Genomic DNA, 26,047 nt, shown 5'->3' on the forward strand with positions numbered 1-26,047 from the left:
CCTTATTTAGTTTGTGTTCAGGGCTTCTAGAATGGCATCGGCGAATCTTGCCGTAGCCCCCGAATCCGTGTGTAAATACAGCGCAGGCTCGATCAGTTCGAGTTCATTTAACACGAAATCTTCTCCGATTAGGGTAGCGTCAACTCTTGCGTAGAAGGGGATTTCAGCTAACTGCCGCAATACCTGCTCGGCTTGGGCGATAATAGCCGCTTGCGGCCGGACAGGTATAATTTGTACGCCATAGGCGGAATTGGCGCGGAAGTCTCCTTGTTTAGGCAAGCGGCAAACTCCGTGGCTGAATTTTCCGCGTAGAAAGATCAGACTGGTTTCTCCGTTTTGGGCGACTTCAGGCATATAGGGCTGAATAATCACTCCCTGCGGATAAGTGCTCAGATCCTGTGGCAATTCCTCTGCCTGTAAGCGGATAACCCCTTTGCCGCTTTGCCCGATGGCGGGTTTCAGAACGATATCATGCCAGCCGCGGGCAGCCACTTTTTCGCGGAGGCGGGGAGCTTCCCCTTTTATACTTAGGCTCGGAATAATAGAAATACCTTTAGTTTGCAGATCGCACAAATAGTTTTTATTCATATTCCAGCGCATCATTTCCGGCGGATTCAGAAAACGGCATCCCCGCGCCGCCAGCCTTTCAATCCAGTTTTCAAATTGCTGCGGCTGTTCGGCGTAATCCCAAGCGCATAGGGGCAGGATAGCTTCGGCTTGCGTTACTTTCTGCCAGGGTTCGAAACTGCAATTCAGGCCCTTTTGACGTAATAACTCCGCTAGAGGGCGCAGATTTTCCGGTGCTTCGGGATAAAGGTTGCAGGTCGTGATAACAAGGTGTTGCATAGGTGCTTTAATAGGTTGCCCCTTCCGGAGAGGAAGGGGATAAGTTGAATTATTGAACCTGCTCCATATATTCGGCCAGGCGTCCTTTATTTTCCGTAGCGCGTTTTTCCAGTTTATCCACTTCTTTCTGGGCGGCTTCTTTATTGACCGCATTGCCCACTTGAATAATCCCGCTCATATTCATCATGCGATGCGGCGGGCAAATATAAACGTACAGTCCTTCTTTATTTAGGGTAAGGGTAAATTCTTCGTCTTCTTTCGATAGGAATTTATCCACGCCTTCGGGCAAGGCTCTGCTTTGTACCCAATGGCCTTTATGGGTCGGTTTAAAGGTTACGGTATCGCCGATTTCCGCTTTCAGATAACCGGGTTCGAAAACCATACTGCCGTCTTTACCGTTATTCAGCATTTTCACTTCATGATTAGCCGCAAAGGCGGAAGCCGAACATACAATTAATGCGGCGCTTAATAGGATTTTTTTCATGCTTTATTCTCCCTTGGATTTTGCTTATAGGATTTGCGCAGCGGGCGGATAACCGGCGAGCCGTTGCAATCATATAAAATTTCAATATCTACTTTGTACAGTTTGCTGATCAGTTCCGGCTGCAATACTTGTCGGGCCGGTCCCAATCCCTGTATTTTGCCTTCTCCGAGCAGGATAATGCAATCGGAAAATTGAGCGGCAAGGCTAAGATCATGCAATACCATTAAAGTGATCAGATTATTGCGGCGAGTATAATCGCAAACATGTTCCAGCAGGTTGATCTGATGGTGCATATCCAATGCGCTGACCGGTTCGTCCAACATCAGCATTTGCGGGTTGCGCAGCAACACCTGAGCAAACATTACCATCTGGCGCTGACCGCCGCTCAGACGCATTACGTCCTTATGGGCCAAATGGGCGATATTCAGTTTTTCCATCATCTCGGCGGCTTCGCGCAGCAGTTCATCCCCCACATGCATATGTAATGCGTCCAGCCGACCGAGTAAAATTACTTCAAGTGCGGTTAGAGAGGCCTCGACTTGGGTATCCTGCGGCATATAGCCGATACGTTTACGCCAGCTCAATAACGAACGCCGGCTCAGTAATTCCGTACCGTAATAAATATGCCCCTGATAGGCTACCTCGCCAAAAATCGTCTTAAGCATAGAGGATTTGCCGGCTCCGTTAGGACCCAGAATAGAATAAATTTTTCCCTGTTCCAGATTAAGATTAATGCGATCCGCTACTTTTTGAGTACCGCGTTGAATGGTTAAATTTTCTAAGCGTAACATTTGGTTATCCCCGTTTACTCAGCACAATCCAGAAGAAGAAAGGGACACCGACAAAGGAGGTAATAATACCTACCGGGAAAAGTGCGCCCGGAATAATAATCTTTGAAAGTACCGAAGCGATGGATAAAAATGCCGCTCCCACCAGCATTGCACCGGGCAGGAAAAAACGCTGATCTTCGCCCAGCAGCATTCGCGCCACATGGGGCGCTACCAGCCCGATAAAGCCGATAATACCAACAAAACTGATTGCCGTTGCGGTCATTACGGCGACGATAATCAGGGTTTTCAAACGCAGCAGTTGCAGGTTGATTCCCAGGCTGAGAGCACGTTCTTCGCCCAGGCGAAGTGCGGTCAGTTTCCATACGTCTTTAGATAATAAAAAGACGCTGATACTGGTAACCACCGCAGCAATAATTAAATGCTCCCAGGTGGATTTGGTTAAGCTACCGAATAGCCAGAACAGAATCTGCTGTGAAATTTCCGGAGCGGCGATAAACTGAATCAGGGAAAGCATGGACTGGAACAGGAACAGTAGAGCGATTCCCACCAATACCAGCATAGCGGAACTGAAACGCCGCATGGAAGCGAATACAAATAAAATGGCGGAGGCCAAAATGGTCATGACAAAGGCGCCGGCGGGTACTGCAAAGGCGGAAGGTAAACCGAAGCCGCCGAAGGCAATTACTGCGGAAGCGCCTAAGCCTGCCGCCGCTGCCAGACCGAGGGTATAGGGGCTGGCCATGGGGTTATTCAGCAGGGTTTGAATTTCCGCCCCGCCCACACCCAGTGCAGCCCCGACCACTAACGCCATTAGCGCCATGGGTAAACGCAGATCATAGACGATAACGCTAGTGGTGGTTTCCACATCGTCTAAACGCAACAAAGCGCGGACCACTTCTTCCAGCGGCAACATGGAAGGGCCGGTAACTATATCAAATACCAGCCCGATAATACTCAGGGCTAGAAAACCTATAACCACGAGCCAGCGTTTACGCTCTAGCGCACGCTGGCTGCGGATAATATGTTCGACTTTTGCGGAAGCCATTATTTATTCTCTGGATAGAGATAGAAGGTACCTTGCGGAACAATCGGCAGGTTTTTGCGATAGAATTCCTCGTAGGTTTTAGTCGGATCTAAGTCGGCGAATAGTTCCGGATAAACGGCTTTCGCAACGAACTGAATGGAAGCGCTGTCGGAAAGGGTACGGGAATTGGCATGGTAGGCGCCGTATAGACGATTGGATTTAATCGCCGGCAGTTCGGACCAACCCGGACGAGCTTTGAAGCCCTTCAGGCGTTTTTCCGCTTCCGATTCTTCGATATTAAAGCCCATTACCATGGCTTCCGGATTTTTCTTTAGTTCGGTTTCGCGCCCGGTAATAATTACTACATCAGGCTTGGCGGCCAATACCAGTTCCGGATTAATCGGGCTGTAGAATTCTACCGCATTTTTGGCGATATTATCCGCACCGATCAGATTCAGCATGGAACCCCACATACTTTTACCGAAGGTAAAACTGAACTCTTTCGGCCCTTTGTTACCGAATTCCACATAGACTTTCGGTTTCGGCGGATTGGCTTTCGCAATGCGATCCTGAATGTCTTTCACAACCGCTTTATATTCTTCATTCAGCTGTTTAGCTTTCTCTTCATTGCCGGTTAGCACGCCGATAATTTCTGTGGATTTTACATGTTTATCCAGGGTTTGAGCCAGATAATCGATGACCACAACGGGAATACCCGCAGTTTCCAGAGGCTCAAGATCGGAATCCAACGCCTGATATTGCCAGTCGGACAGTACCACCAGATCCGGTTTTAAGGCCAGAATTTTTTCGATGGAGAAGGTACCGACTTCCACTTCACCCACATCTTCCAGTTGGTTCAGGCGCGGAACGGCTTTACTGAAGGCTTCCCAGCTGGTGGGCGCCCAGTCGCTCCATACCGCTTTGGAAAAGCCGACGATATTATCAAAGGATTTCACTCCGGCGATCGCCATATAATCTTGATAGTTAAAGGCGAGTACCACACGTTTGGCCGGAACATCAACGGTTACCGTACGATCGATAACATCGGTTAATTCCACTTTTTTAGCCAGTGCGGAGGTGCTGAAAGCAAGCAGAGAGGCAAGGGCAAGAGCGCCGAGTTTAAATTGTTTTGGCATATTGGAGATTCCTTTTTAAAATGAGAATGATTCTTTGTTATGCTAAAAAATTAAAAGAGCTTTGGCAAGTGGGATATAAGATGAAATGGGAAAATTAGCTTGATATAAATCAGAAAATACATAGATTTAGGTCTCTAGCGGCCGGTTTTCGGGCGCTTTGCACCTTAATTCGTGCCGAAGCCGTCCTCCTCATAAGGTAAAGTGCGGTTCTTTCGGCACGGATTTTCGCGGCGCTTAGCTCTGCTTGAAACGGATTAATCCTTCCTGTTGGGTCGTAGCGATCAACCGCCCTTGGCTGTCGAAAATTTGCCCGCGCGATAAGCCTCTGCCGCCATAAGCGTTATTGCTTTCAATGGCATAAAGCAGCCATTGATTTAAATCGAAAGGGCGGTGAAACCAGATACTGTGGTCAATGGTCGCAACCTTTAATCCGGGTTGCAGAAATCCGGTGGCATGGGGATGCAGTGCGGTCAGCAGCGGATGAAAATCCGAAAAGTAAGCCAGCAGGCACTGAGCGATAGCCGGCGAAGAGGGTACCCGACCTTTAGCTTTTACCCAGATATATTGTTGCGGCGGCAGTTTCAGCCCTTGCAACGGGTTGTTTATATATTTGGTGCGGATATCAAAAGGGCGCTCGGCAGTGAATTTACTGCGCAGCGGTTCGGGAATATGGGCGGCCAGTTTATTGATCATCTGGCTTTCCGCAATAAAGCTGTCGGGAGCGCCCATATCGGGCATACTTGCCTGATGCTCAAAACCTTGCTCTTGTTTCTGAAAGGAAGCGGTAATATGGCAGATGGCTTCGTTATGCTGAATGGCTTTGACTCTCAGCGCACTGAAACTTTTGCCTTCGCGTAGAATTTCAACATCATAAATAATAGGGTGATGGCTGTCGCCGGGAGATAGAAAATAAGCATGGCAGGAATGCAGGCTTCGTTCCTGCGGCGCCACCTGAATAGCGGCGGAAAGCGCCTGGGCAACCACCTGTCCGCCGAATACCTGAGGAAGTCCGATATCCTGGCTATCGCCGCGAAACAGCATTTTATCCAGCCGTTCCAGTTGCAACAGATTAATTAAATTTTGTAATACTTCAGACATATATTCACCTTATTTATTTAGCCGGCTGCATAATCTTTGCACGTTTAAACCCCAACCGAGGATAAAGATTTGCAATCTTGCACGCCTTATAGCATAATCCGGTCGTTGGTTTTTCGCCAACTCAATGGAAACCTTTTCGGTCCCTCGCAATGGTGTCCGGTTTACCCGGTCAGGTTCGGAAGAAAGCAGCCAAAGTCGGAATTTCCGTGTGCCGAGATTCAGCCGGGAAGGTTTCCACCCTCACTTTTCCACAAACTTCCTCCGCTTAAATTCTTTCCGTCAAAGCTTTAAATACGCCCTGCGGTTTTGCTCGCAAATGTTCATAGCTGCCTTGTTCGATTAGTTTGGCTTCATCAATAATCATAATTCGATCGAATTGTTCGATTTGCGATAATCTATGGGTAATCATCACTAAGGTTTTATCCCGGCAATGGGCAAAGATCAGTTTTAGCATCTTATATTCGGTTTCCCGATCCAAACCTTCGGTGGGTTCGTCCAATAGCAGAATAGGGGAGGAATTGAGCAAAATACGCGCTAATCCCAAACGGCGGCGTTCACCGCCGGAAAGCGGACGTCCGCCGTCGCCGAGCCATAGATCCAGCCCCTCATCGGCGATTAAATGAGATAATCCCGTTTGTTCCAGCACTTGATACATGGTCTGTTCTTGAATAGGCGCTTGGGCGGCAATTTGCAGGTTGTTGCGCAGGGTATCGCTGAAAATATGTACCCGCTGGCTGAGCAGGCCGATTTGGCTGCGTAAAAAAGCTTCGCTGTAAGCGCAGAGCGGTTGTCCCGCCAGTAAAATTTCGCCTTGATTAGGGTCGTAATTTCTAACCAGAAGTTGCAGAATGCTGGACTTACCGCTGCCGGTTTTACCCAGAACGGCAATTTTTTCACCCTTGTTAATTTCCAGATTCAGTTCCTTGACTGCCGCCGCGGTATGACCCGGATAACAAAATGTTACACCCTGTAACTGTATTAATACGGGCGAATTTCGGGTATGTTCCCGGTTCTGAGAAAGAGCGGTCAGATTTCCATCGAATTTTACTAATGGCGCTTGTTGTTCCAGTTCGTTTAAACGCTGCGCCGAGGCAACGATTTGGCCGATATGCAGAAAGGCCGCACCGATAGGCATTAAAATTTCAAAGGCGGATAGGGCGGCGAAAGTAAATAAAGCGATAAATGCGGCTTTATATTCGCCGGATCCCAGTTCTGCATCTGCCGCAAACCATAGGGTGAGAGCCAGCATCAGACCGTTGGCAAACAGCAAGATAGCACTGGATAATCCGGATAAATTGGCCTCCTGCCGCTGATAGGATTGCCATTCCTTTTCCGTTTGTTGCAGGCGGGATTTAAGCTTATCTTCCGCATTAAACAGCACCAGTTCGGCCTGAGACTGAATAAATTCGATAAAACCGGTGCGGTAGTCGGAACGGGAACGGGTTAGGCGGTCGCCGAAAGCGGTACCCAAACGGTAAAAAACCGTGGGAATCACCATTAGCAGTAATAGCAGACTAAGGCTGATAAACAGCGCCAGGGGAAGATGAATAAAGGCCAGTCCGATACCTATGCAGGCGATCACCGTAAGCGCGCTGAAAAAAGGTGCAATCAGGCGTAAATAAAGGGTATCCAGGGTATCTACGTCGGCCACCAAACGGTTGAGCAGATCGGCATTACGGTAGCGGTTTAATACCGCCGGGCTAAGGGGAATTATTTTGCTGAAAATGCGTACCCGCAGCTTGGCTAAAATGCGAAAAGTGGCATCATGAGTAACTATTTTTTCAAAATAGCGGGCGACGGTTCTGCCGATGGCCAGCCCGCGTACGCTGGCCGAAGGATAAAAGAAGTTAAACAGGCTGCCGATACCGGCGATCGCCGTCGCCGCCAGAAACCAACCGGATAAGGTCAGCAAGCCGATACTGGAGGCTAGTCCGGCAATCATCAGCACAATACCGAAAATAAGCGGGAAACGGGCGTGGTTAAATAGTTTCAGATAAGGAAGCAGAGAACGCATTAATTAATATCCTGTACTCGTTGTGCCAGCAGTTCGGCAAAAAAACCTTGTTGTTTTAATTGATCGAAATTACCTTGTTGAAGGATTTCGCCCTGTCGCATAACCAAAATCTGATCACTATGTTTCAGATCTTCAATTCGGTGGGTAACCATTAAAGTGGTACTGTTCTCGCCGATTTGATTTAGCGCCTGCAATACCTGATTTTCCGAACGGGCGTCCAGACTGGCGGTAGGCTCGTCCAGTAGCAGTAAGCGTCCATTGCGCAGCAGGGCGCGGGCAATGGCAAGACGCTGTGCCTGACCCACGGAAAGTCCTATGCCGCCTTCTTGAATCTGATAGTCGAGCCCCAATTTATCGGTAAACTCCCGCGCGTTGGCGCGGGTAAGCGCTTGCTCTATTTGCTCTTCGTCCGGATTAATATCGCCGAGCAATAGATTATCACGGATTGTTCCCTGCAATAACAGCGGGTTTTGCCCTACCCAGGCAATATGGCGGCGCCATTGTTCCGGGTTAAGCTGTTGCAGTTCCTCACCGTTTACCTTTAGGCTGCCCTGATAAGGGAGAAAGCCGAGTAACAGATTTATCAGCGAACTTTTACCGGCCCCGCTTTGCCCGACCAGCGCAGTATGGCTGCCCGCCGGCAAGCAAAAGTTTAAGGCTTTGGTAAGCGGGCTTCCTTGGCTTGATAGCACCACCAGATTTTCCGCTTTTATTTCTATGTGATGCTGTAGGGTCGGGGGAACCTCCGCACCGCCTTGTTCCAGGGGAGAATCCTGTTCCAGAAAATCGACAATGGCATCCGCCGCACCTATAGCGGCCGCACGATCATGGTAATAGGTACCGAGATCGCGCAGCGGCTGGTAGAATTCCGGAGCCAGAATCAGGCAGAAGAAACCCGCAAACAGGGTTACCGAAGTGCCGTAGGAACCAAAATTCATCTGACCGAGAAAACTGAAGCCGAAATATACCGCCATAATCGCAATGGAAATCGCAGTGAAAAACTCCAATACGGCGGAAGAAAGAAAGGCGACTTTCAATACGTCCATGGTGGTTTTGCGATAATCTTCCGTGCTTTTTTCAATATGCCGGGTTTGCGCTTCGGTTTGGTTAAACAAACGCAGGGTTTCCAGACCGCTCAGACGATCTAAAAACTGCGCGCTTAAACGGGCTAGGGTCGCCATATTTTTTTGGCTGCTGTCAGCAGCGGCAATACCGACCAGAATCATAAAAATCGGTACCAGCGGTGCGGTAAGCATTAGGATCAAACCCGCCGCCCAGTTAATTGGAAACACGGCGATGAGAATCACCAAGGGTGTAATGACCGAAAGCAGCTGCTGCGGTAGGTAACGGGCATAGAAATTATGCAGATTTTCCACCTGTTCCAGCATAATGCTAGCCCAGCTCCCCGCCGGCTGATTTTGTACCGCCGCCGGGCCGATACGCTGAATCTTAGCTAAGATTTGACGGCGTAGGATATTGCGCAGTTGACGGCCGCAGTTAAAGCCGATTCTTTCTCGCTGCCATAGGATTAGAGCGCGCAATCCGAAACCCGCCATCAGCCCGATAAAATAAGGCAGCAGGGCATTGCGATCGGCATCGCTCATAATCAGTTCATGTAATAATTTTGCCAGCAGCCAGGTTTGTGCAACCAGGATAAGAGATGAGGCGGCGGCAAGTAAAATATTTAGGCGGAATAAAGGGTTAATCGGCGTTTGTTGCTCTTTTAGCCAGCGGAACAGGTATTTCTGACGGGATTTTTGCATAATATCTTCGATATATTGATTCAGGAATTGAGCGCAAAAGAAAAGTAACGGCACGAAAACGGATTTTCGTGCCGATTAAAGCTTGTTTAGCGTTGAGCGTCCAGTGCGTCCAAATAACGTTCGGCATCCAGCGCCGCCATACAACCGGTACCGGCCGAAGTAATCGCTTGGCGGTAGTTGTGATCCATAACGTCGCCGGCGGCGAACACGCCTTCCACCGAAGTGGCGGTGGCATTTCCCTCCAGACCGGATTTAACTAGGATATAGCCGTTATTCAGCACCAGCTGATCACGGAAGATTTCAGTATTGGGTGCATGACCGATGGCAATAAATACTCCGTCCAGTTTGAGTTCTTCCGTTTGAGCGGAACGGGTATCTTTTAGGCGCAGACCGGTAACCCCGGCGTTATCGCCCAATACTTCTTCTAAAGTGCGGTCGGTATGCAGGATAATTTTTCCTTCTTCCACTTTTTTGTATAGGCGATCGATTAGAATTTTTTCCGCTCGGAAGCTGTCGCGACGGTGGATAAGATGTATTTCGGAGGCGATATTGGCCAGATACAGGGCTTCTTCCACCGCAGTATTGCCGCCGCCGATAACGGCGACCGGTTTATTACGGTAGAAAAAACCGTCGCAGGTGGCGCAGGCGGATACGCCGCGCCCTTTGTATTCTTCTTCGGAAGCCAGGCCCAGATAGCGTGCGGAAGCACCGGTTGCGATAATTAGAGCGTCGCAGCTGAAGGTCTGCATATCGCCGTACAGTTTAAACGGACGGCTGGACAGATCCACTCGGTTGATATGATCGAAAATAATCTCAGTTTCGAATTTTTCCGCATGTTGCAGCATCCGCTGCATTAATTCCGGCCCGGTGGTGTCGGAAAAATCTCCCGGCCAGTTTTCAATTTCCGTGGTGGTGGTGAGCTGACCACCCTGCTGCAATCCCGTAACCAATACCGGTTTCAGATTGGCTCGAGCGGCGTAAATAGCCGCGGTATAACCGGCGGGACCGGAGCCTAAGATAAGTAATTTGCTGTGTTTGATATCCGACATGATAATCCTTTTTATCGCCGCACGCGGCTGCGTTGCGGGCTATACTGAGTAGTGGCGCTTATTATAGGGCGTTATAGTTAGTACAACAAGGAGTAAAGTAAGCGCCGGTATTTGTTGGTTACCGGGTCGTTGTTGCCGATAGCGGAAAGTATGGATAAAAACTGTTGTTTTACTTCGCCGTTTTGCGCGTTCAGATCCTGCTTTAAAAGGGAGAATAATAAATCCAGCGCTTCCTCGTTACGGTTGGCCTGATGTAATTGAATCGCCAGTTTCAGGGCGATTTCCGGGCTTGGTTTTTTAGCATAATCCTGTTGCAATTGCTGGATTTCAGGGGTATCCGCGGCTTTAATTAACAATTCGATTTGTGCTTGCAGTCCCTGCCAACGGCTGTCCCGATCCTGTAGGGGTATTTTCTGCAGAATTTCGGTGGCGGGTTCGGTTTTCTGCATGGCAATATAGGTTTCCGCATACAGCAGGGCGATATCGCTGTTTTTATGATCGGAAAGCTCCCAGGCTTCTTTCAGCAACGGCAGAGCGGCATCGTAATTTTCCGCCTGTAGGTAATCCAGGGCAAGGTTATATTTAATTTCTTCCTCTTTCGGTAGAATTTGGCTTAACCGCTGTTTTAGCTGTTCGGCCGGGAGTTCCCCTTGGAAAGCATCTACCGCTTGCGCTTCCTTGAACAAATAAGTGGTCGGTAGGCTATTGATCCGAAATTGCATGGCGATCATACGTTCGTTTTCGCAGTTGACTTTCGCCAGGATAAACTGTCCCTGATATTGCTGCGCATAGTTGCTTAAAAGTGCGGTGAATTCGGTGGAAGTTTTATCACCCGGCGCATAAAAAACCAGAACCAGCGGGGTTTGCAGGGAGAGCTGCAAGGTTTCATTCAGATTTTGTTCGTTAATTTCAATAATATTTTCTGTTGCGTTCATAAAAATCTCTTTTGTAGCGGCTGAAGAATGGGAGCGATTGTAACAAAAAAATACGGAGAATTTCAAAATTCTCCGTATTCGTTAATTGCCTGATCCCTTAAGGATTAATTATTTTCAGCGGCTTGCAGACGTTTTTTCTTCTCAATTCGCATCACGCCCAAATGGGTCATGTAGCAGCAGAAGATACAACCGGCGACGGCAAATAACAGCAGGTAGAATCCTGCGTCCCAACCGAAACGTTCGGCCAGGATACCGAATAATGCGGTTCCGGAGAAACTGCCGAGCACATAGCTTAACAAGCCGCGTAAACCTGTTGCCGAACCCGCCGCAAAGGAAGGTACCAGTTCGATGGTTTGTAGGGAGGAAAGGAACATCGGAACATAGATTAAACAACCGATAACCCCAGCCCCTATAGTAACTGTCAACAGATCGCTGCCGCCCCAGTAAGCGAACATCGCCGCTCCGACCCCGATTAAGGTGATGATGGCCAGCGGCATACGGCGCCCTTTAAAGTATGTATCGGTCAGCCATCCGGCCAATAAGGTGGAAGGAATGGCCGCCCATTCGAAGATGGCGAATGCGGCGGACATTTCACCCTTGGTGAAACCTTTTGTTTCCAACAGGTATAAAGGCAACCAGGTGAGTACGCCGAAACGGATCATATAGGTGAAGACATCGATAAAGGATACGAACCAGACGTTGATATCTTTCATAATATAGTCGCGAAAGATTTCCCAAGTGGTCAGATTAACGTTTTCCTCTTTGGTTACGATCAGTTCTTCTTGTTCCGTTCCCAGAATTTTACTGGTTGGCGGTAAGCCTTCATTATAGGTACGTCCGGTACCGAACAGATAGAAGATCAGGGCGACGATCGCGGCGATAGCGGTAGGCACCACAAAATGCGCGCTTTGCCAATGTTCATTTCCCAGCCAGGCGATACTGGCGCCGGCGATAGGAGCAACCAAACCGCCGCCCACATTGTGCGAGATATTAAACATGGCGGTGGTTACGCCGCGAGATTTACGCGGGAACCAGCTTGCCAGTACCACATAGGCCGGCCCGGCGCCCATTCCTTGGAAGATCCCGTTCAGAATACAGAGGAATAGGAAAGCCCAGAAAGAAGCGCTGAATCCCATCATTAGGTTGACCAGTGCGGACATCAGCAGACCGAAAATCATAAAATGCTTCGGATTGGATTTGTCGGCAAAAGCGGACATAAATCCCTTACTGACACCATAAACGATTAGCATAGTACCGGAAATAAACCCGATATCTTTTTTACTGAAACCGAATTCACTGATTAATTCGGGTGAAGAGAGCAAAAAGTTGTTACGCAGAATATAGTAGGCGGCATAGCCGATAAAAATACCGAATAAAGCATGCCATCTTAAACGATTGTAACGTTCTCTGATTTCCGTTTCCGGAACCGGCGCACCGGGATTGGAGCGTAAAAATGAAATCATAATTAGTTCTCATGGGTTAGGTTAAATTACAGTGAAATATTTCTTAAAGAAGAAATTCGAAGCTATGTTAATATGCCCGTAATAAAATTCAATTCATTGAAAAATAAGTTAAAACTGACGCAATTCAGCTTTTTTTGAGTCGCAAATGACACATTTTTGCCGATTTTTTTCGCGCTTTTGCGGAAAGACGGGGAATTGAGGCAAAAGCAGGCTATTTGCGCCATAAGCAGATTAAATACTTTTTCTGAATTTGTGATTTAGATCACAATTTAAAGAGGTGAAGATGAAAGTAACAGGGTTGATTAAATGGTTTTTATGTGCGGTTTGGACGACGGCTTATGCCGCACCGCAGGAATTGGTGGTGGCGACTACTTTTTCACCGGACACGGCGAATAATATTATTCAGCGCTGGCAAATGGAATTTCCCGAGCGCAAAGTCCGTTTGATTAACCGAACTTCGGCTTCGTTGGAGCGCTTGCTTAATCAACGCAATATGGAACGTATCGATTTAATTTTAAGCTCGTCGCCTTTTTTATTTCAGGCTTTGCAGGATAAGCGCCAGTTGGCGGAATTACCTGCGGAGTTGCAAAATACCAGCGATCTGATTCCCCCGGCATTAAGAAGCACGACCACGACACCGGCATTTTCCGGTTACGGGATTCTGTACAATAAAAAGCTATTGCAGGAGCGCCATTTGCCTTTACCTACGGATTGGCACAGTCTGTTTCAGCCGGGTTATTATAACGGCTTGTTGATGACATCGCCTTCCCGTTCGGGAACCAATCATATTATGTTGGAAATGTTATTGCAGCAAAAAGGCTGGCAACGAGGCTGGGCGACTATCTTGAATCTGGGGGCGAATCTGTCGGTGATTTCCTCGCGTAGTTTTAATGTTGCCGACCGTATTAAAATGGGCGGTGCCGTGGCGGGTATCAGTATCGACTCCTATGGGGGCAATGCGGATAGCGAATTAGGTTTTGTTTATTTTCCCACCTCCGTCGCTTCGCCCACATTTATCGCCGTGCATAAAGACAGCTTGCAGCCCCGTGCCGCCGCAGAATTAATCGCTTTTCTGCAAAGTCCCAAAGGGCAAAAGATTGTAGCGGCGCCGAATATCGCTAAATTTCCGATCCAGGGGCTGGCGCCGGGTAATATTCTTTATCCGCAGCAACAAAAGCTCTTGGCGCAACCGCCGTTGGATCACGAATTGTTGTTGTCGCGTCAGCAGGTGGTGGAACGTTTATTTGATACGGCGGTTACCTTCAGATTAACTCAGCTGAAAGAAGTGTGGGGTTTAATTTACCAGAAGGAACAAAAAACTTCGCAAAAATTAACCGCACTTCGGCAGCTGCTGCTCGAGGTTCCGATTACGGAAGAACAGCTCCGAGATCCCCTTTATTTAAAGCGTTTCAGCCAGGATAAAAATTTTGCCTCGGAACAGGAACAGCAATGGTCCGAGTTTTTTCGCCGTCGCCTCAGCCTTGTGCTAAGCGGTTTGGGAGAATAGCAATGAACGGTAAAAAAAGAATTACCCATATTTTAAGATACGCTTTTGCGGTAGGGTTGTTTTTTACTTTTCTGATCGGGGTTGTCAGCCTGCTTTCATGGTATCAGCAAACCAAACAGGTGAATTATATTCTGCAGGATTACTTTCCGAAAACGAATTTAATTTTAAAGTTGGAAGAGGATATTAACGGCTTTATCAGCGAACTGGATCGCTTTGCCTTGATTAAAAATAATTCTGCCCGACAGCAGGCATTTAAACAGCTTAATTTGCAGTTGTCCGATATAGAAAATCTGATTGCACGCTTATCCGATGCGGAATACGCACGTATTTTTCCTGAAAATCTGAATGGGTTAAGGGAACTGGTGGATAATATTAATCGCAATATTCTGCACGCTTTGCAGCTCGAACAGGAAAGACAGGCGCTCATTACCAAAATACAATGGCAGCATGATGATTTTAATAATGAATTTATTGCGTTATTACAAGAACTTAATTGGCAGCAAGTAAATTTTTCCGAACAAAGCCGATATGCCGGAAATCGCCTATGGGTAACCTTACAGAATGAATTGCAGACCCTTTATTCTCTGGCCAAAACGGAAGAACAGATAAAGAGCGAATTGTTGCAGTTTTTGTATCAATCGGATCAATCGAACAAAGATAAAGAATATGAGAAAAGCAAGCGCCTGATCCGCATGTTGTACCCGCACAATATGCCGGCGGCCCGCGCCAGCATAGTCCCCTTGCAACAAATGATCGAATCTATGGTCGCGATGCTTGATTCCGACGAGGGGATTGATAATCTGGTCGCCAATTTTCGTCGCTATCAGGCTTCGGTACTGGAAACAAAAGTAAACAAGGATAAACGTCTGGAATCCCTTAAACAGGTAACGGATAAACTATTTGCCAAATACACTACAAAATTTACCCGCTTAAATCAGCAACTGGAAAAACAGACTCGGTTGAGCGGTTTGATTATCGGGGGGATCTTGATTCTTTCCTTAGCGTTTATCTGGGGATTTAATCGCTTTTACATCAAACTGAATCTAACCCGCAGATTCGAACAACTGATTGATTCGGTAAAAAGATTAAACCGCGGCGACGAGGAGCTTGCCCTTAACTTTGAAGGTAAGGATGAAATTTCGCAACTGAATAAATTATTGCAATCCCATTCCGAGCTGATTAAAGAACGGCAGCGAATTGAAGAAAACCTGCGCAATACCCAAAACGAACTGATTCAGACCGCAAAATTTGCAGTTGTAGGGCAGACCATGACCACCTTGGCTCATGAAATTAATCAGCCCTTAAATGCCATTTCCATTTATCTGTTCGGCTTAAAAAAATTTATACAGGGACAGGATTATTCCAATGCGCTGGATTATACGGATAAAATCACCCGCCTGAGTAACAGAATCGGCAATATTATTAAAGGATTGCGCCAGTTTAGCAAGCGTCATGATCAGCGAGAGCTGGAACAGGTGGATATCGCCGAGGCGGTGAATGAAGCCTGGGCATTGTTGGAATTTCGTCATCGTCCTTTGCGGGCGCAGCTAAGTTTGAAGGGCAATGGAATGGTAGCGGCAAATAAAGGATTGTTGGAACAGATCCTGGTGAATCTGTTTACCAATTCGTTGGAAGCCTGCCGCAACACCCCGAAAATCCATATAGAGGTTATAAGGGACGAAACTTCCGTCAGCATAAGGATTAAAGATAACGGAGAGGGATGGGGAACGGAATCCGTCGATAAATTATTACAGCCGTTTTATACCAATAAAAACGTTGGGTTAGGCTTGGGGTTAACCATTTGTCAGCGTATTATGCAGCAGTTTGGCGGACGGCTTTTCCTCGCTTCGGATTTAACTAAAAGTGCGGTGGTTATTTTGAATTTTCCGTACCTCAATTCACAGGAATAATTATGGCAGAGAAAGAGCAGATATTTTTAGTCGATGATGATCAGGACGTATTGGATGCCTACTGCGCCTTGTTGGAAATGGAAGGCTATGCGCCCCAAGCTTTTACCGATCCGCAACAGGCGCTTGATGCCCTAGAGCCGGACTGGCCGGGCGTAGTGGTCAGCGATATCTATATGCCGGTCTTATCGGGCTGGCAGTTATTACAAGATATTCGGGATAAGGATAAACATTTACCGGTGATTCTGATTACAGGTCATGGCGATGTACCCATGGCCATAGAAGCGATGCAACAGGGCGCCTTTTATTTTATTGAAAAGCCCGTTGAACCGGAGCGACTGTTAACCCAAATCCGCCAGGCTTTGCTGCAACGGCGCCGCTATTTATCCCTTAAAAGCTCGCAGCAACAGGAACTGGAATTACAATTTATCGGGCGCAGCAGCTGGATTAAGCAGTTAAGAGCCTATTTACAGCAGCTGGCGGAAACGGATCTACCGGTATTTATTTTCGGCCAGCCCGGTAGCGGTAGAAGCTTAACCGCCCGTTATCTGTATAAATTATCTCAGCCCCGTTTCAGCACCTGTAAAACTCTGGAACTGCTCTCCGATTATGATGATGAACAGTTACAGCAATATTTGGCGGGTTTAGCCGAAGGTGTGCTGATTATTAAAAATATTGAACATCTGAGCGAAGCGGCGCAAAAAGTGCTGACCCAATATATTCATTACGCCGATTCCAAACTACGGATTATCGCCCTCAGCCGCTATTCCCCTCAGCAATTGCTGACGGAATCCAAATTGCTGCCGGAACTGTTCTATGCTTTTTCCCTAACCTGCATAGAATGTATTCCCTTGTCCCGTCGTCCCGCAGATATCGAAGTATTGTTCCGGCATTATCTGGAATTAACCTGCCGCAAGTTGAATAAACGCAAGCCCCAGATTAACGCCGATTTTATTAAAAAACTTACGGCTCAACCCTGGCCGGGCAACATTACCCAACTGATTCATACCGCCGAACTCTATGCCGTGGGCGTGCGAGTACGCAACGAAGATCTGCATTTTATCCCGGAACGACAGGACGGCCTGTCGCTGGATAACCGCATTGATGAATACGAGAAAAAAGTCATTACCGATGTACTGGATATGTTTCAGGGCAAAATTAACGACGCAGCGGCCTATTTACAGATCCCGCGCAAAAAATTGTATTTAAGAATGAAAAAATACGCCCTGAATAAAGCGGATTATAAAGAGTAAAAGACAACACCGACAAAATACAAGAGTAGAATAAATTTACGGACGCCCAATGCGTCCGTATTTTTTTGTCGAAAAAATTTTATAAATCGCACATAACACAAAAAAACTTATCAATTTTTGACCGCACTTTTAGCTAACTGCACCTAACGCGCCGATATGGAAGAAAAATATTTTTAAATACAACCGGCCTATATTAAAAAATTTGAACTCGCTCAAATACTTAATAAAAAAGTTAGGGTAGAATTTGTTTGTAGGCCTAGAACATTGTTCAGATTGATGAATAAATTTATGACAACCGGTTAATGGATAACTAATGAAAACAAAAACTTTTATCGCACATATTCGTAAAACGGATAAAGCGGAACAATCCGTTGCCATCCATCTTACCGAAACCGCCGCGATTGCCCGCGAATTGGCGACTAAGCTGGATTTGCCCGAAGCGGGCGAGTTGCTTGGCTTGATGCACGACTTTGGCAAATATTCCAAGAAATTTCAAAAAAGAATACATAAGAATAATGGTTTGGAATTTTATGATTTTGATGAAGATGCTGGCACTGATGATCACGACACCAATAAACCAGACCACTCGACAGCAGGGGCTCAATGGATTTACCGCCGTCTGAAAAAGTTTGGCGCGCAAAACGGCATCGGCGAATTGGTCGGGCAGATACTGGGCTTGTGCATTGCCTCGCATCACGGCGTTGGGTTGATTGACTGCTTAAACTCCGAAGGCGAAGCGGTTTGGTTGAAGCGTTTTCAAAGAGATGATGTGCTCACGCATTTGGCCGAATGTGAGCAAAATGCCGATGAAACAATCAAGCGGCAGGCGGATGGTTTGGCAGATAAGGCTTTGATTGACCAAGTGATGAATGTGCTCAAACCCATTGTGCGGCCAATGGTTGATTCTTTTCAGAAGGAGCGTCCGGCAGGAAAGATTAAAACTTCTCATAAAATTGAAGAATTCTATCTGGGCTGTCTAACCCGCTTTTTATTCAGCTGCCTGATTGATGCCGATCGCATCAACAGTGCGGATTTTGAACGCGAAGCGCAAAAGGATTTACGCCGCTTGACTCAAAAGCCGAATTGGCAGGAAGTGATAGAGAAGCTCGAAATCCATTTAGCCGATTTTGAGATTCGTTACCCGATTGACCAAATCCGCCGTGATATATCCGATGCCTGTCTGCAACGAGCCGCCGATCCTCAGGGAATTTACACCCTTAGCGTGCCGACCGGCGGCGGCAAAACGCTGGCGAGCCTGCGCTATGCCTTGCATCATGCACAAAAGCACAATCTTGACCGCATTATCTACATCATTCCTTATACTTCCATTATTGACCAAAATGCCGAATCGGTACGCAAGATTTATTGTTTAAACCCAAAAGATAATGGCGATTCGTGCCGCGTATGTTCGGAATGTCAAAAATGGGTGTTGGAACACCATTCCAACCTTGAGCCCGAAAAACAAAACTGGCAAGACAAGTTACTTTCCGAAAACTGGGATAAGCCGATTGTGTTTACCACCATGGTGCAGTTTCTCGATGCCTGGTTCGGCGGTGGCACGCGTGGTGCGCGTCATATCCACCCGATGACCAAGAGCGTGCTGATTTTTGACGAAATCCAAACTCTGCCGGTGAAATGCGTGCATTTGTTCTGTAACACATTGAATTGGTTAGCTAAATTCGGTAAATCCAGTGCCATATTATGCACTGCTACCCAGCCGTTGCTCAATAAGCTGCCCAAATCGGAATTCGGCGAGTTAAAGTTAGCGGAAAATGCCGAGATTATGGGAGACGAGCAAGAAAAAAGAAAGCTGTTCGACGATTTATCGCGCGTGGAAATCCTCTATCAACCCAAAGCCGGCGGTTGGTCGGTAGAGGAAGCGGGCGGGTTTCTATTGGAACAGTATCAAGCTTTCTCAAGCTGTCTATTTATTGTAAATACAAAAGAATGGGCTAAAGATTTGTATCAATACTGCCAAAAGCAAAACGTATCATCTGAAGCCTTGTTTCATCTCAGCACCAACCAATGTTCGGCACACCGTAAAATCATTTTTGATGAAATCAAAGGCCGTCTGAAAAACAAACAGCCCGTGATTTGCATCAGCACCCAGTTAATCGAAGCCGGTGTGGATATTTCCATGGCTTGTGTGATTCGGGCTTTGGGGGGATTGGATTCTATTGCCCAAGCGGCGGGGCGTTGTAATCGTCATGGTGAAAAAGAAGGTAAAGGGCAGGTTTATGTACTGAATTTACAAGAGACTAATTTAGCACGGATATTGCCCGATATTTATCAAGGTCAAGTCCATGCTGAACGCATATTGCGCGAATTTGCCGGACAGGATATTTTACAACCTACCGCCATGCAGCGATATTTCCAATATTATTTTTACAATCGCAGCGGTGAGATGAGCTATGCGGTTAAAGACAGCGCTTCAGGTAGTCTACTGGATTGGCTTTCCGACAATTCTTCAAATGTTTATGCGGCGAAAAACAATCGAAGAAGTAAGCCGTTTCCGCTCTTGATGCAGTCATTCAAAAGCGCGGGACAGGCTTTCCAAGCCATTGATGCGCCGACCCGTGCCCTGATTGTGCCATACGGCGAAGGCAGGGAGTTGATTGCTTCGCTTTGCGGAGAATGGGAACCAAAAAAAATGTACTGCAAATTGGCAAAGGCACAACGGTATAGTGTGAACGTTTTTCCAAATGTGTGGAAACAACTGGAAGCACAGCAAGCCCTGCAAGAAGTGCAAGCAGGTTCGGGTATTTACTATTTGAAAGATGGGCATTACACCGATGAATACGGCTTGTCGGTTGATAAAGTCGGTATTATGCCTACATATAATTTTTAGAAGGAGCAATATGAACAGCACAATTACTTTCCGCGTTTGGGGACGGCAGGCGTTGTTTACTGACCCGGTTACTAAAATAGGCGGAGAAAAATTCAGCTATCAAGTGCCGACCTATGAGGCGATAAAAGGTATTTTGAAAAGCATTTACTGGAAACCCACACTGATTTGGCATATCGATAAAATTCGGGTAATGAAACCGATTCGTACCCAGAGTAAATCCACCAAACCTTTGGATTGGAACGGTGGCAATACGCTGGCGATTTACACCTTTCTGCAAGATGTAGAATACCAGGTACAGGCGCATTTTACCTGGAACGAATATTGGGATGAGCTGAAAAACGACCGTAATTTAGGCAAACATATGGCTATTGCGGAAAGAATGCTGGAACGTGGCGGGCGGCAGGATATTTTCTTGGGTACGCGCGATTGTCAAGGCTATGTGGAGCCGTGCGAGTTCGGTAGCCCAAGTCGAGACGGCAAAGCCGGCTTTTACGATGACATCGATAATCTCGATTTCGGGCTAATGTTTCACAGCTTTGGCTATCCCGAAGAAACGGGTAAACACGAATTAATTAGCCGTTTTTGGCAGGCCAATATGCAGTATGGCGTGATTGAATTCCCAAGCGTAAACGATAATACAGGCCGTCTGAAAACCCGCTTTATTCGCAACATGCAGCCTGAAAAACCATTCAAACGCGGCGAAAACGTGAAGCCTGTGGAAGATGAAGCCAAGGAGTTGGGATTATGAGTTGGATGCAGAAATTGTATCGGACGTATAACGAAGTTGAGAAAAGCGCCGATTTGTCAGATTTAGATAAAGCAAACCTTGCGCCGTTATGGCATAGCCCACAGACTGCACATATCAACATTACATTAGATGGTGATGGAAATTTTATTTCTGCAAGAGTATTAAGCGATAAACCTATTGTGATGTTGCCTGTAACTGAAAATTCTGAAGGGCGTACAAGTGGTCTAGCTCCACACGCTTTGGCAGATAGCTTGCAGTATATTGCTAAGGATTTGAGACTTACCTATACCGCAGAAATAACGAAAGAAGTAGAAGGGAAAAACGGAAAAAGGAAAACAGTTAAAGAGAAAAAAGAAGATTTTATTTTTAATCTCTATTCCGAACAGCTAGATAAATGGTGTACCTATACGGATAATTCTAAAATTTTGGCTATACAAAAATATGTGCATAAAGGCAATGTTTTAGCAGATTTGATTAAAGCCAAGGTTGTTCCAACAAACGAGCAAGGAGATTTGTTAGATAACTGGATTGAAAAAGAAAATCAAGGGCATCCCAAGCCTGAACTATTCAACGTACTAGCTAAAGAGAAAGGTAAATTTGAAATACGTAAAGCGCTTGTTATTTGGTCAGTTGAGCTTCCCAATGATTTAACACCTGAAACATGGAAGGATAAAGCCATTCAACAAAGTTGGGGAGAATATTATCAAAGCACATTGGATAGCCAATTTTGTATGATGATAGGCGAAGAACAGAAGATACGTGAAAGCCACCCGGCCAAACTAACCTATACAGGTGATAAAGCCAAGTTGATTTCTGCAAACGATAAAGATGGCTATACCTTTAGAGGTCGTTTTGAAACAGCTAATCAGGCAAGCAGTATTTCTGCGGAAGTTTCCCATAAATCACATGCAGCATTGCGCTGGCTGATTGGCCGTCAAGGCATCCGCAACGGCGATCAAGTTACCGTTGCATGGGCGATCAGCGGCAAAGAAATCCCTTCGCCGATGCAAGATACGTTCGAGGAAATCGACTGGGACAATCTGGATACTAGCGCGGTTGAAGAAGCCGAAGCCAATATGCCGTCTGAAAACGAAACCGGTGTCGACTGGTCAGTTAATATCGGGCAGCAAGCCGCCGCTATTATTAAAAAGAAACTGCACGGCTACAAAAAAGAGCTGAAAGAGCATGAGCAGATTTCACTGTTGATGCTGGATTCCGCTACGCCGGGTCGCATGGCATTGAGCTATTACCAAGAGTTTCTGCCCGTTGATTATTTTGCTAATCTGGATGCGTGGATAGACCATTTTTCTTGGTATCAACGCCACAGCATAGAAAAGCCGAAGGGTAAAAAAACAGATAAGCAAACCCTTTGGGCATTCGTGCCGCCGTCGCCGGCTGCCATCGGCTATGCCGTTTACGGACAGGCATTGAGCGATACCCTGAAAAAACAGCTCTATGCCCGCCTGCTGCCAGTGATTGCCGGCGGAAAAAATGTACTGATTCCTTATGATTTGGTGCAACAGAGTTTTCAGACGGCCTGCAATCCCAACGGCAGCGAACATTGGGAATGGGAACGCAACATCGGCGTCGCCTGTGCCTTATACAAAGGCTGGCGCGCCCGTCATCAAAATCCATCACAACGGAGAACTTACTCTATGAGTTTAGATATGGAAAACCGCTCACGCGATTATTTGTACGGTAGACTGCTGGCTATCGCCGAAAACATTGAATCCTACGCACTTTATTTAGCGGAGGAAAAACGTGCCACTACTGCCGAGCGTTATATGCAGCGCTTTGCTGAACACCCATTCAGCACTTGGCGCAATATTGAACTGGCGTTGAAACCCTATCAAGACCGCTTGCGCAGTCGTGGCAAAGATACGGGCACGCAAGCCATCGGCGAAATTATGGAGCTGTTCCAAAGCAATGATTTTATCTGCGACGACAAATTAAGCGGCGAGTTTCTTCTTGGTTATCATTGCCAAAAAATGGAAATCAACCGCCAAATTGTCGAGCGCAAAGCTGCCAAGCAAAAGAAAACCGAAACCGCTAAATAACCCAAAACATTGAAAGGAAAACAACATGAGCTTAACCAAAAAAATCGACTTTGCCCTGATTCTTAAAGTTACCAACGCCAATCCCAACGGTGACCCCTTAAACGGCAACCGCCCGCGCGCCGACTTCCAAGGCTTCGGCGAAATGACAGATGTATGCCTGAAACGCAAAATCCGTGATCGCCTGCAAGACAGCGGCGAAAGTATTTTCGTACAGTCCGACGAAAAGAAAACCGACGGCATGACCAGCCTTGCCAATCGCGCCAAAGACAAAGAAGTTGGCTTGGGGGCAGACGCATTTAATGCCAAAAAAGCCAATAAAGACCAAACCACCAAACAAGCTTGTGAAAAATGGCTGGACGTGCGCAGTTTCGGTCAAGTATTCGCCTTCGGCAAAAGCGATGAAGGCGCAGGCGTATCGATTGCTGTACGCGGCCCTGTAACTATCCAATCGGCATTCAGCGTCGAGCCGGTCAATATCACCAGCACGCAAATCACTAAAAGCGTGAGCGGTGAAGACCCTAAGGAAGGTAAAAATAAAAGTTCCGACACCATGGGCATGAAACACCGCGTGGATAGCGGCATTTACGTCGCCTTCGGCGCCATGTCGCCGCAGCTTGCCGAACGCACTGGCTTTTCTGACACCGATGCCGACAAAATCAAAACCGTGTTAACCAAACTGTTTGAAGGCGATGCCTCATCCGCCCGCCCCGAAGGCAGCATGCAAGTGCTGAAACTGATTTGGTGGGAACACAACTGCAAAGCAGGGCAATATTCATCCGCCAAAGTGCATGGCAGCCTGAAAGTCAATGCAGACGGCAGTTATGAATTAAATAATTTCGACGGCTTGGTTCCTGCCGAGATTGACGGCTTCTAAATGGCGGGAGATTTACAAAATTCCGCAGCAAACCCACTGCTTGCAGGCGCGGGGGAACGGGATTTGCCCACTGTTTCCCTCTCCGCATTGCAACACTACGCCTTCTGCCCGCGCCAATGCGCGTTGATTCACAACGAGCAGGCGTGGGTGGAGAACTACCTCACCGCGCAGGGGCGTTCGCTACACGAGCTGGTGGATTCGGGCGAGCCGGAAACACGCAAAGGTGTGCGCTTCGAGCGCAGCGTGCATGTGTCGGCGCAGCGGTTGGGCATCAGCGGCATTGTCGATATGGTTGAACATGATTTGGTTTCAGGCAGCCTGAAACCGGTGGAATATAAACGCGGCAAGCCAAAGCCCGAGCCGTTCGACGAAATCCAGCTTTGCGCGCAGGCGCTGTGTTTGGAAGAAATGACCGGGCAAACCATCGCTGAGGGCGCGCTGTGGTATATGCAAACTCGCCACCGCGTGCTGGTGGTGTTTTCAGACGGCCTTAGAGCGCAAACGCTGGCCGTTATCGCCCAAGTGCGCGAACTCTTGGCAAGCGGGCAAACCCCGCCGCCGGTGTACGGCAAACGCTGCAAAGCCTGCTCGCTGGTGGAAATTTGCCAGCCGAAGTTGTTGGAGAAGGATAGGTCGGCGAGGTATGTGGAGGGGTTGTTTGGGGAGTGAGAGTTTTAAATCAATATATGGCAGTGAAATTTATGGAATACAATATAGACGTATACGAAATTGATGAAACCAATAAATATCGTTTTGCTCTTGGTAGTTTATCAGAGAAAACTTTATTTGTTTTTGGTGTAAATCCAAGTACAGCAGATGACAAAAAACCTGATAACACAATTAAAAAGGTGATGGGGTTTGCAGAAAAGAATGGATATAAAAGTTTTATGATGCTTAATTTATATCCACAAAGAGCTACTAACCCCAATAAATTATCAAATGAAATAGATAGAATGATGATGAATAAAAATCTCGAAGTTATTTTGCACCTTCTATCTTTAAAAAAAGAAGCTGATATTTTATTGGCTTGGGGTGGATTGATATTTTCCCGTTCATATTTGCCTTTATGTTTGAAAGAAATTTACCAGTCCATTAAAGATTATTCGTTAAATTTTTATAGGATTGGTGATTTTTTAAAATCTGGACAGCCACGACATCCTTTGTATGCAGGATATAAACAAGAGTTTCAAGTAGTAGATATGGATAAATATTTGCAGGAATTTAACATCTGATGCGCAAACTGCAAAATACGCTGTATATCACCACGCAGGGCAGTTATCTGCATAAGGAGCGGGAAACGCTGGTGGTGGAGCAGGATAAGAAGAAAGTGGCGCAGTTGCCGGTGCATTCCATCGGGCATATTTTTTGTTTCGGCAATGTGCTGGTGTCGCCGTTTTTGATGGGGTTTTGTGGCGAAAACAATGTGAATCTGGCATTTTTTAGCGAAAACGGACATTTTTTAGGGCGGTTGCAGGGGCGGCAAAGCGGTAATGTTTTATTACGACGGGCACAGTATAAACAATCTGAACAAAATCCCATGCCTATTGCGCGCAATATTATTGCTGCCAAAATTCAAGCGTCTAAACGAGTTCTACAGCGGCAAATCCGCAATTATGGCGATAATCAGGCTATTCAATCGGCAATCAAAGCATTAAATAGTTCATTAATTCAGCTTAAGCGGGCGGATAATTTGGAACGGGTTCGAGGTATTGAAGGTGATGCGGCGGCACGTTATTTTGCTGTGTTTGGGCTGTTAATAAAAGAGAGTAGCGGTTTTCGGTTTGACGGCCGTAACCGCCGCCCGCCAAGAGATGGTGTTAACGCATTGTTATCGTTTTTATATAGCATTTTGGGCAAAGACATCAGTGGCGCACTGCAAGGCGTGGGTTTGGACCCGCAAGTGGGGTTTCTACACGCCGATCGCCCAGGGCGCGATAGTCTTGCTCAGGATATTCTGGAAGAATTTCGTGCCTGGTGGGCGGATAGAATGGTGTTATCCCTAATAAACCGAGGGCAAATTAAACCTCAGGATTTTACTTTTGAAGCGGGCGGCGCCGTAAATATGAAAGAGGATGTACGCAAATTACTGTTCCGAACCTTACAAGAGAAAAAGCAGGAAAAAGTCCGTCATCCGTTTTTAGATGAAGAAGTAGAAATAGGCTTATTGCCCTATATTCAAGCAATGTTGCTAGCACGGCATTTGCGAGGGGACTTAGCGGAATATCCGCCATTTTTGATGCGCTAAGGCTA

Annotated in this window: 21 protein-coding genes and 1 other RNA gene; 11 read left to right on the top strand and 11 right to left on the bottom strand. The window is 46.9% G+C overall.

The window, feature by feature from the left end; genetic code table 11:
• Positions 1-6 precede the first annotated feature (6 nt).
• From EDC45_RS07215 to tesB, 6 genes are all read right to left on the bottom strand, one after another.
• Positions 7-846 carry an ATP-grasp domain-containing protein gene (locus tag EDC45_RS07215; protein WP_133544962.1) on the bottom strand — a complete coding sequence of 280 codons (840 nt, stop codon included), beginning with the start codon at positions 844-846 and terminating at the stop codon, positions 7-9.
• Positions 847-895: 49 nt separating this feature from the next.
• Positions 896-1,330, bottom strand: coding sequence for a pseudoazurin (locus EDC45_RS07220; protein WP_133544964.1), 435 nt, complete (start codon positions 1,328-1,330; stop codon positions 896-898).
• A complete protein-coding gene (locus tag EDC45_RS07225) occupies positions 1,327-2,121 on the bottom strand; it encodes an ABC transporter ATP-binding protein (protein ID WP_133544966.1) in 795 nt (264 codons plus the stop codon). The genes EDC45_RS07220 and EDC45_RS07225 overlap by 4 nt, the downstream gene beginning before the upstream one ends.
• 4 nt (positions 2,122-2,125) lie before the next feature.
• Positions 2,126-3,166: a FecCD family ABC transporter permease gene (locus EDC45_RS07230; RefSeq protein WP_133544968.1), complete on the bottom strand. Its 1,041-nt coding sequence runs from the start codon at positions 3,164-3,166 to the stop codon at positions 2,126-2,128.
• Positions 3,166-4,281, bottom strand: a complete 1,116-nt coding sequence (locus EDC45_RS07235; RefSeq protein ID WP_133544970.1) for an ABC transporter substrate-binding protein — start codon at positions 4,279-4,281, stop codon at positions 3,166-3,168. Before EDC45_RS07235 ends, EDC45_RS07230 begins: the two co-directional genes overlap by 1 nt.
• 234 nt (positions 4,282-4,515) lie before the next feature.
• Entirely contained in the window at positions 4,516-5,379 is an 864-nt protein-coding gene (gene tesB / locus EDC45_RS07240) for an acyl-CoA thioesterase II (RefSeq protein ID WP_133544972.1), read from the bottom strand.
• Positions 5,380-5,512: 133 nt separating this feature from the next.
• Here tesB and ffs point away from each other — a divergent pair.
• Positions 5,513-5,611, top strand: an RNA gene (ffs, locus tag EDC45_RS07245) — signal recognition particle sRNA small type.
• Between the two features lie 33 nt (positions 5,612-5,644).
• Here the strand turns inward: ffs and cydC are convergent.
• From cydC to EDC45_RS07270, 5 genes are all read right to left on the bottom strand, one after another.
• Entirely contained in the window at positions 5,645-7,393 is a 1,749-nt protein-coding gene (gene cydC, locus EDC45_RS07250) for a heme ABC transporter ATP-binding protein/permease CydC (protein ID WP_133544974.1), read from the bottom strand.
• Positions 7,393-9,156, bottom strand: a complete 1,764-nt coding sequence (gene cydD / locus EDC45_RS07255; RefSeq protein ID WP_133544976.1) for a heme ABC transporter permease/ATP-binding protein CydD — start codon at positions 9,154-9,156, stop codon at positions 7,393-7,395. Before cydD ends, cydC begins: the two co-directional genes overlap by 1 nt.
• Before the next feature lie 86 nt (positions 9,157-9,242).
• Entirely contained in the window at positions 9,243-10,205 is a 963-nt protein-coding gene (gene trxB, locus EDC45_RS07260; RefSeq protein WP_133544978.1) for a thioredoxin-disulfide reductase, read from the bottom strand.
• 77 nt (positions 10,206-10,282) lie between these two features.
• Positions 10,283-11,140, bottom strand: a complete 858-nt coding sequence (locus tag EDC45_RS07265; protein WP_133544980.1) for a thioredoxin family protein — start codon at positions 11,138-11,140, stop codon at positions 10,283-10,285.
• 104 nt (positions 11,141-11,244) lie between these two features.
• A complete protein-coding gene (locus EDC45_RS07270) occupies positions 11,245-12,603 on the bottom strand; it encodes an MFS transporter (protein ID WP_133544982.1) in 1,359 nt (452 codons plus the stop codon).
• A gap of 283 nt (positions 12,604-12,886) precedes the next feature.
• On the opposite strand from EDC45_RS07270, the gene EDC45_RS07275 reads away from it, so the two are divergent.
• The 10 genes from EDC45_RS07275 (at position 12,887) to cas1c (ending at position 26,042) form a co-directional block, all read left to right on the top strand.
• The gene (locus EDC45_RS07275) at positions 12,887-14,110 is read left to right on the top strand and encodes an ABC transporter substrate-binding protein (protein ID WP_133544984.1); all 1,224 of its coding nucleotides are present in this window, start codon (positions 12,887-12,889) and stop codon (positions 14,108-14,110) included.
• Between the two features lie 2 nt (positions 14,111-14,112).
• On the top strand, positions 14,113-16,020 hold the full coding sequence (locus EDC45_RS07280) for an ATP-binding protein (protein WP_133544986.1): 1,908 nt from the start codon (positions 14,113-14,115) through the stop codon (positions 16,018-16,020).
• A gap of 2 nt (positions 16,021-16,022) precedes the next feature.
• The gene (locus EDC45_RS07285; protein WP_133544988.1) at positions 16,023-17,270 is read left to right on the top strand and encodes a sigma-54-dependent transcriptional regulator; all 1,248 of its coding nucleotides are present in this window, start codon (positions 16,023-16,025) and stop codon (positions 17,268-17,270) included.
• Between the two features lie 313 nt (positions 17,271-17,583).
• Complete coding sequence (gene cas3, locus EDC45_RS07290; RefSeq protein WP_133544990.1) at positions 17,584-20,118, top strand: CRISPR-associated helicase Cas3'; 2,535 nt, start codon at positions 17,584-17,586, stop codon at positions 20,116-20,118.
• A 10-nt stretch (positions 20,119-20,128) separates the two neighbouring features.
• On the top strand, positions 20,129-20,866 hold the full coding sequence (gene cas5c / locus EDC45_RS07295) for a type I-C CRISPR-associated protein Cas5c (RefSeq protein ID WP_133544992.1): 738 nt from the start codon (positions 20,129-20,131) through the stop codon (positions 20,864-20,866).
• The gene (gene cas8c / locus EDC45_RS07300) at positions 20,863-22,923 is read left to right on the top strand and encodes a type I-C CRISPR-associated protein Cas8c/Csd1 (RefSeq protein ID WP_133544994.1); all 2,061 of its coding nucleotides are present in this window, start codon (positions 20,863-20,865) and stop codon (positions 22,921-22,923) included. The genes cas5c and cas8c overlap by 4 nt, the downstream gene beginning before the upstream one ends.
• A gap of 25 nt (positions 22,924-22,948) precedes the next feature.
• Positions 22,949-23,797 (top strand): type I-C CRISPR-associated protein Cas7/Csd2, encoded by an 849-nt coding sequence (gene cas7c, locus EDC45_RS07305; protein ID WP_133544996.1) that lies wholly within the window; start codon positions 22,949-22,951, stop codon positions 23,795-23,797.
• Positions 23,798-24,466 carry a CRISPR-associated protein Cas4 gene (cas4, locus tag EDC45_RS07310; RefSeq protein WP_243728776.1) on the top strand — a complete coding sequence of 223 codons (669 nt, stop codon included), beginning with the start codon at positions 23,798-23,800 and terminating at the stop codon, positions 24,464-24,466.
• A gap of 17 nt (positions 24,467-24,483) precedes the next feature.
• On the top strand, positions 24,484-25,029 hold the full coding sequence (locus tag EDC45_RS07315; protein WP_208107256.1) for a DUF1643 domain-containing protein: 546 nt from the start codon (positions 24,484-24,486) through the stop codon (positions 25,027-25,029).
• Positions 25,029-26,042, top strand: coding sequence for a type I-C CRISPR-associated endonuclease Cas1c (gene cas1c, locus EDC45_RS07320; RefSeq protein WP_133544998.1), 1,014 nt, complete (start codon positions 25,029-25,031; stop codon positions 26,040-26,042). The genes EDC45_RS07315 and cas1c overlap by 1 nt, the downstream gene beginning before the upstream one ends.
• The last annotated feature ends 5 nt before the right edge of the window (positions 26,043-26,047 follow it).

It is taken from the genome of Mesocricetibacter intestinalis (genome assembly GCF_004363295.1).
Classification (GTDB): Bacteria; Pseudomonadota; Gammaproteobacteria; order Enterobacterales; family Pasteurellaceae; genus Mesocricetibacter; species Mesocricetibacter intestinalis.

Bases quoted from the DNA above. Each gene is read 5' to 3' on its own strand.
- EDC45_RS07215 (WP_133544962.1), bottom strand. From the start codon at position 846: ATGCAACACCTTGTTATCACGACCTGCAACCTTTATCCCGAAGCACCG.
- EDC45_RS07220 (WP_133544964.1), bottom strand. From the start codon at position 1,330: ATGAAAAAAATCCTATTAAGCGCCGCATTAATTGTATGTTCGGCTTCC.
- EDC45_RS07225 (WP_133544966.1), bottom strand. From the start codon at position 2,121: ATGTTACGCTTAGAAAATTTAACCATTCAACGCGGTACTCAAAAAGTA.
- EDC45_RS07230 (WP_133544968.1), bottom strand. From the start codon at position 3,166: ATGGCTTCCGCAAAAGTCGAACATATTATCCGCAGCCAGCGTGCGCTA.
- EDC45_RS07235 (WP_133544970.1), bottom strand. From the start codon at position 4,281: ATGCCAAAACAATTTAAACTCGGCGCTCTTGCCCTTGCCTCTCTGCTT.
- tesB (WP_133544972.1), bottom strand. From the start codon at position 5,379: ATGTCTGAAGTATTACAAAATTTAATTAATCTGTTGCAACTGGAACGG.
- cydC (WP_133544974.1), bottom strand. From the start codon at position 7,393: ATGCGTTCTCTGCTTCCTTATCTGAAACTATTTAACCACGCCCGTTTC.
- cydD (WP_133544976.1), bottom strand. From the start codon at position 9,156: ATGCAAAAATCCCGTCAGAAATACCTGTTCCGCTGGCTAAAAGAGCAA.
- trxB (WP_133544978.1), bottom strand. From the start codon at position 10,205: ATGTCGGATATCAAACACAGCAAATTACTTATCTTAGGCTCCGGTCCC.
- EDC45_RS07265 (WP_133544980.1), bottom strand. From the start codon at position 11,140: ATGAACGCAACAGAAAATATTATTGAAATTAACGAACAAAATCTGAAT.
- EDC45_RS07270 (WP_133544982.1), bottom strand. From the start codon at position 12,603: ATGATTTCATTTTTACGCTCCAATCCCGGTGCGCCGGTTCCGGAAACG.
- EDC45_RS07275 (WP_133544984.1), top strand. From the start codon at position 12,887: ATGAAAGTAACAGGGTTGATTAAATGGTTTTTATGTGCGGTTTGGACG.
- EDC45_RS07280 (WP_133544986.1), top strand. From the start codon at position 14,113: ATGAACGGTAAAAAAAGAATTACCCATATTTTAAGATACGCTTTTGCG.
- EDC45_RS07285 (WP_133544988.1), top strand. From the start codon at position 16,023: ATGGCAGAGAAAGAGCAGATATTTTTAGTCGATGATGATCAGGACGTA.
- cas3 (WP_133544990.1), top strand. From the start codon at position 17,584: ATGAAAACAAAAACTTTTATCGCACATATTCGTAAAACGGATAAAGCG.
- cas5c (WP_133544992.1), top strand. From the start codon at position 20,129: ATGAACAGCACAATTACTTTCCGCGTTTGGGGACGGCAGGCGTTGTTT.
- cas8c (WP_133544994.1), top strand. From the start codon at position 20,863: ATGAGTTGGATGCAGAAATTGTATCGGACGTATAACGAAGTTGAGAAA.
- cas7c (WP_133544996.1), top strand. From the start codon at position 22,949: ATGAGCTTAACCAAAAAAATCGACTTTGCCCTGATTCTTAAAGTTACC.
- cas4 (WP_243728776.1), top strand. From the start codon at position 23,798: ATGGCGGGAGATTTACAAAATTCCGCAGCAAACCCACTGCTTGCAGGC.
- EDC45_RS07315 (WP_208107256.1), top strand. From the start codon at position 24,484: ATGGCAGTGAAATTTATGGAATACAATATAGACGTATACGAAATTGAT.
- cas1c (WP_133544998.1), top strand. From the start codon at position 25,029: ATGCGCAAACTGCAAAATACGCTGTATATCACCACGCAGGGCAGTTAT.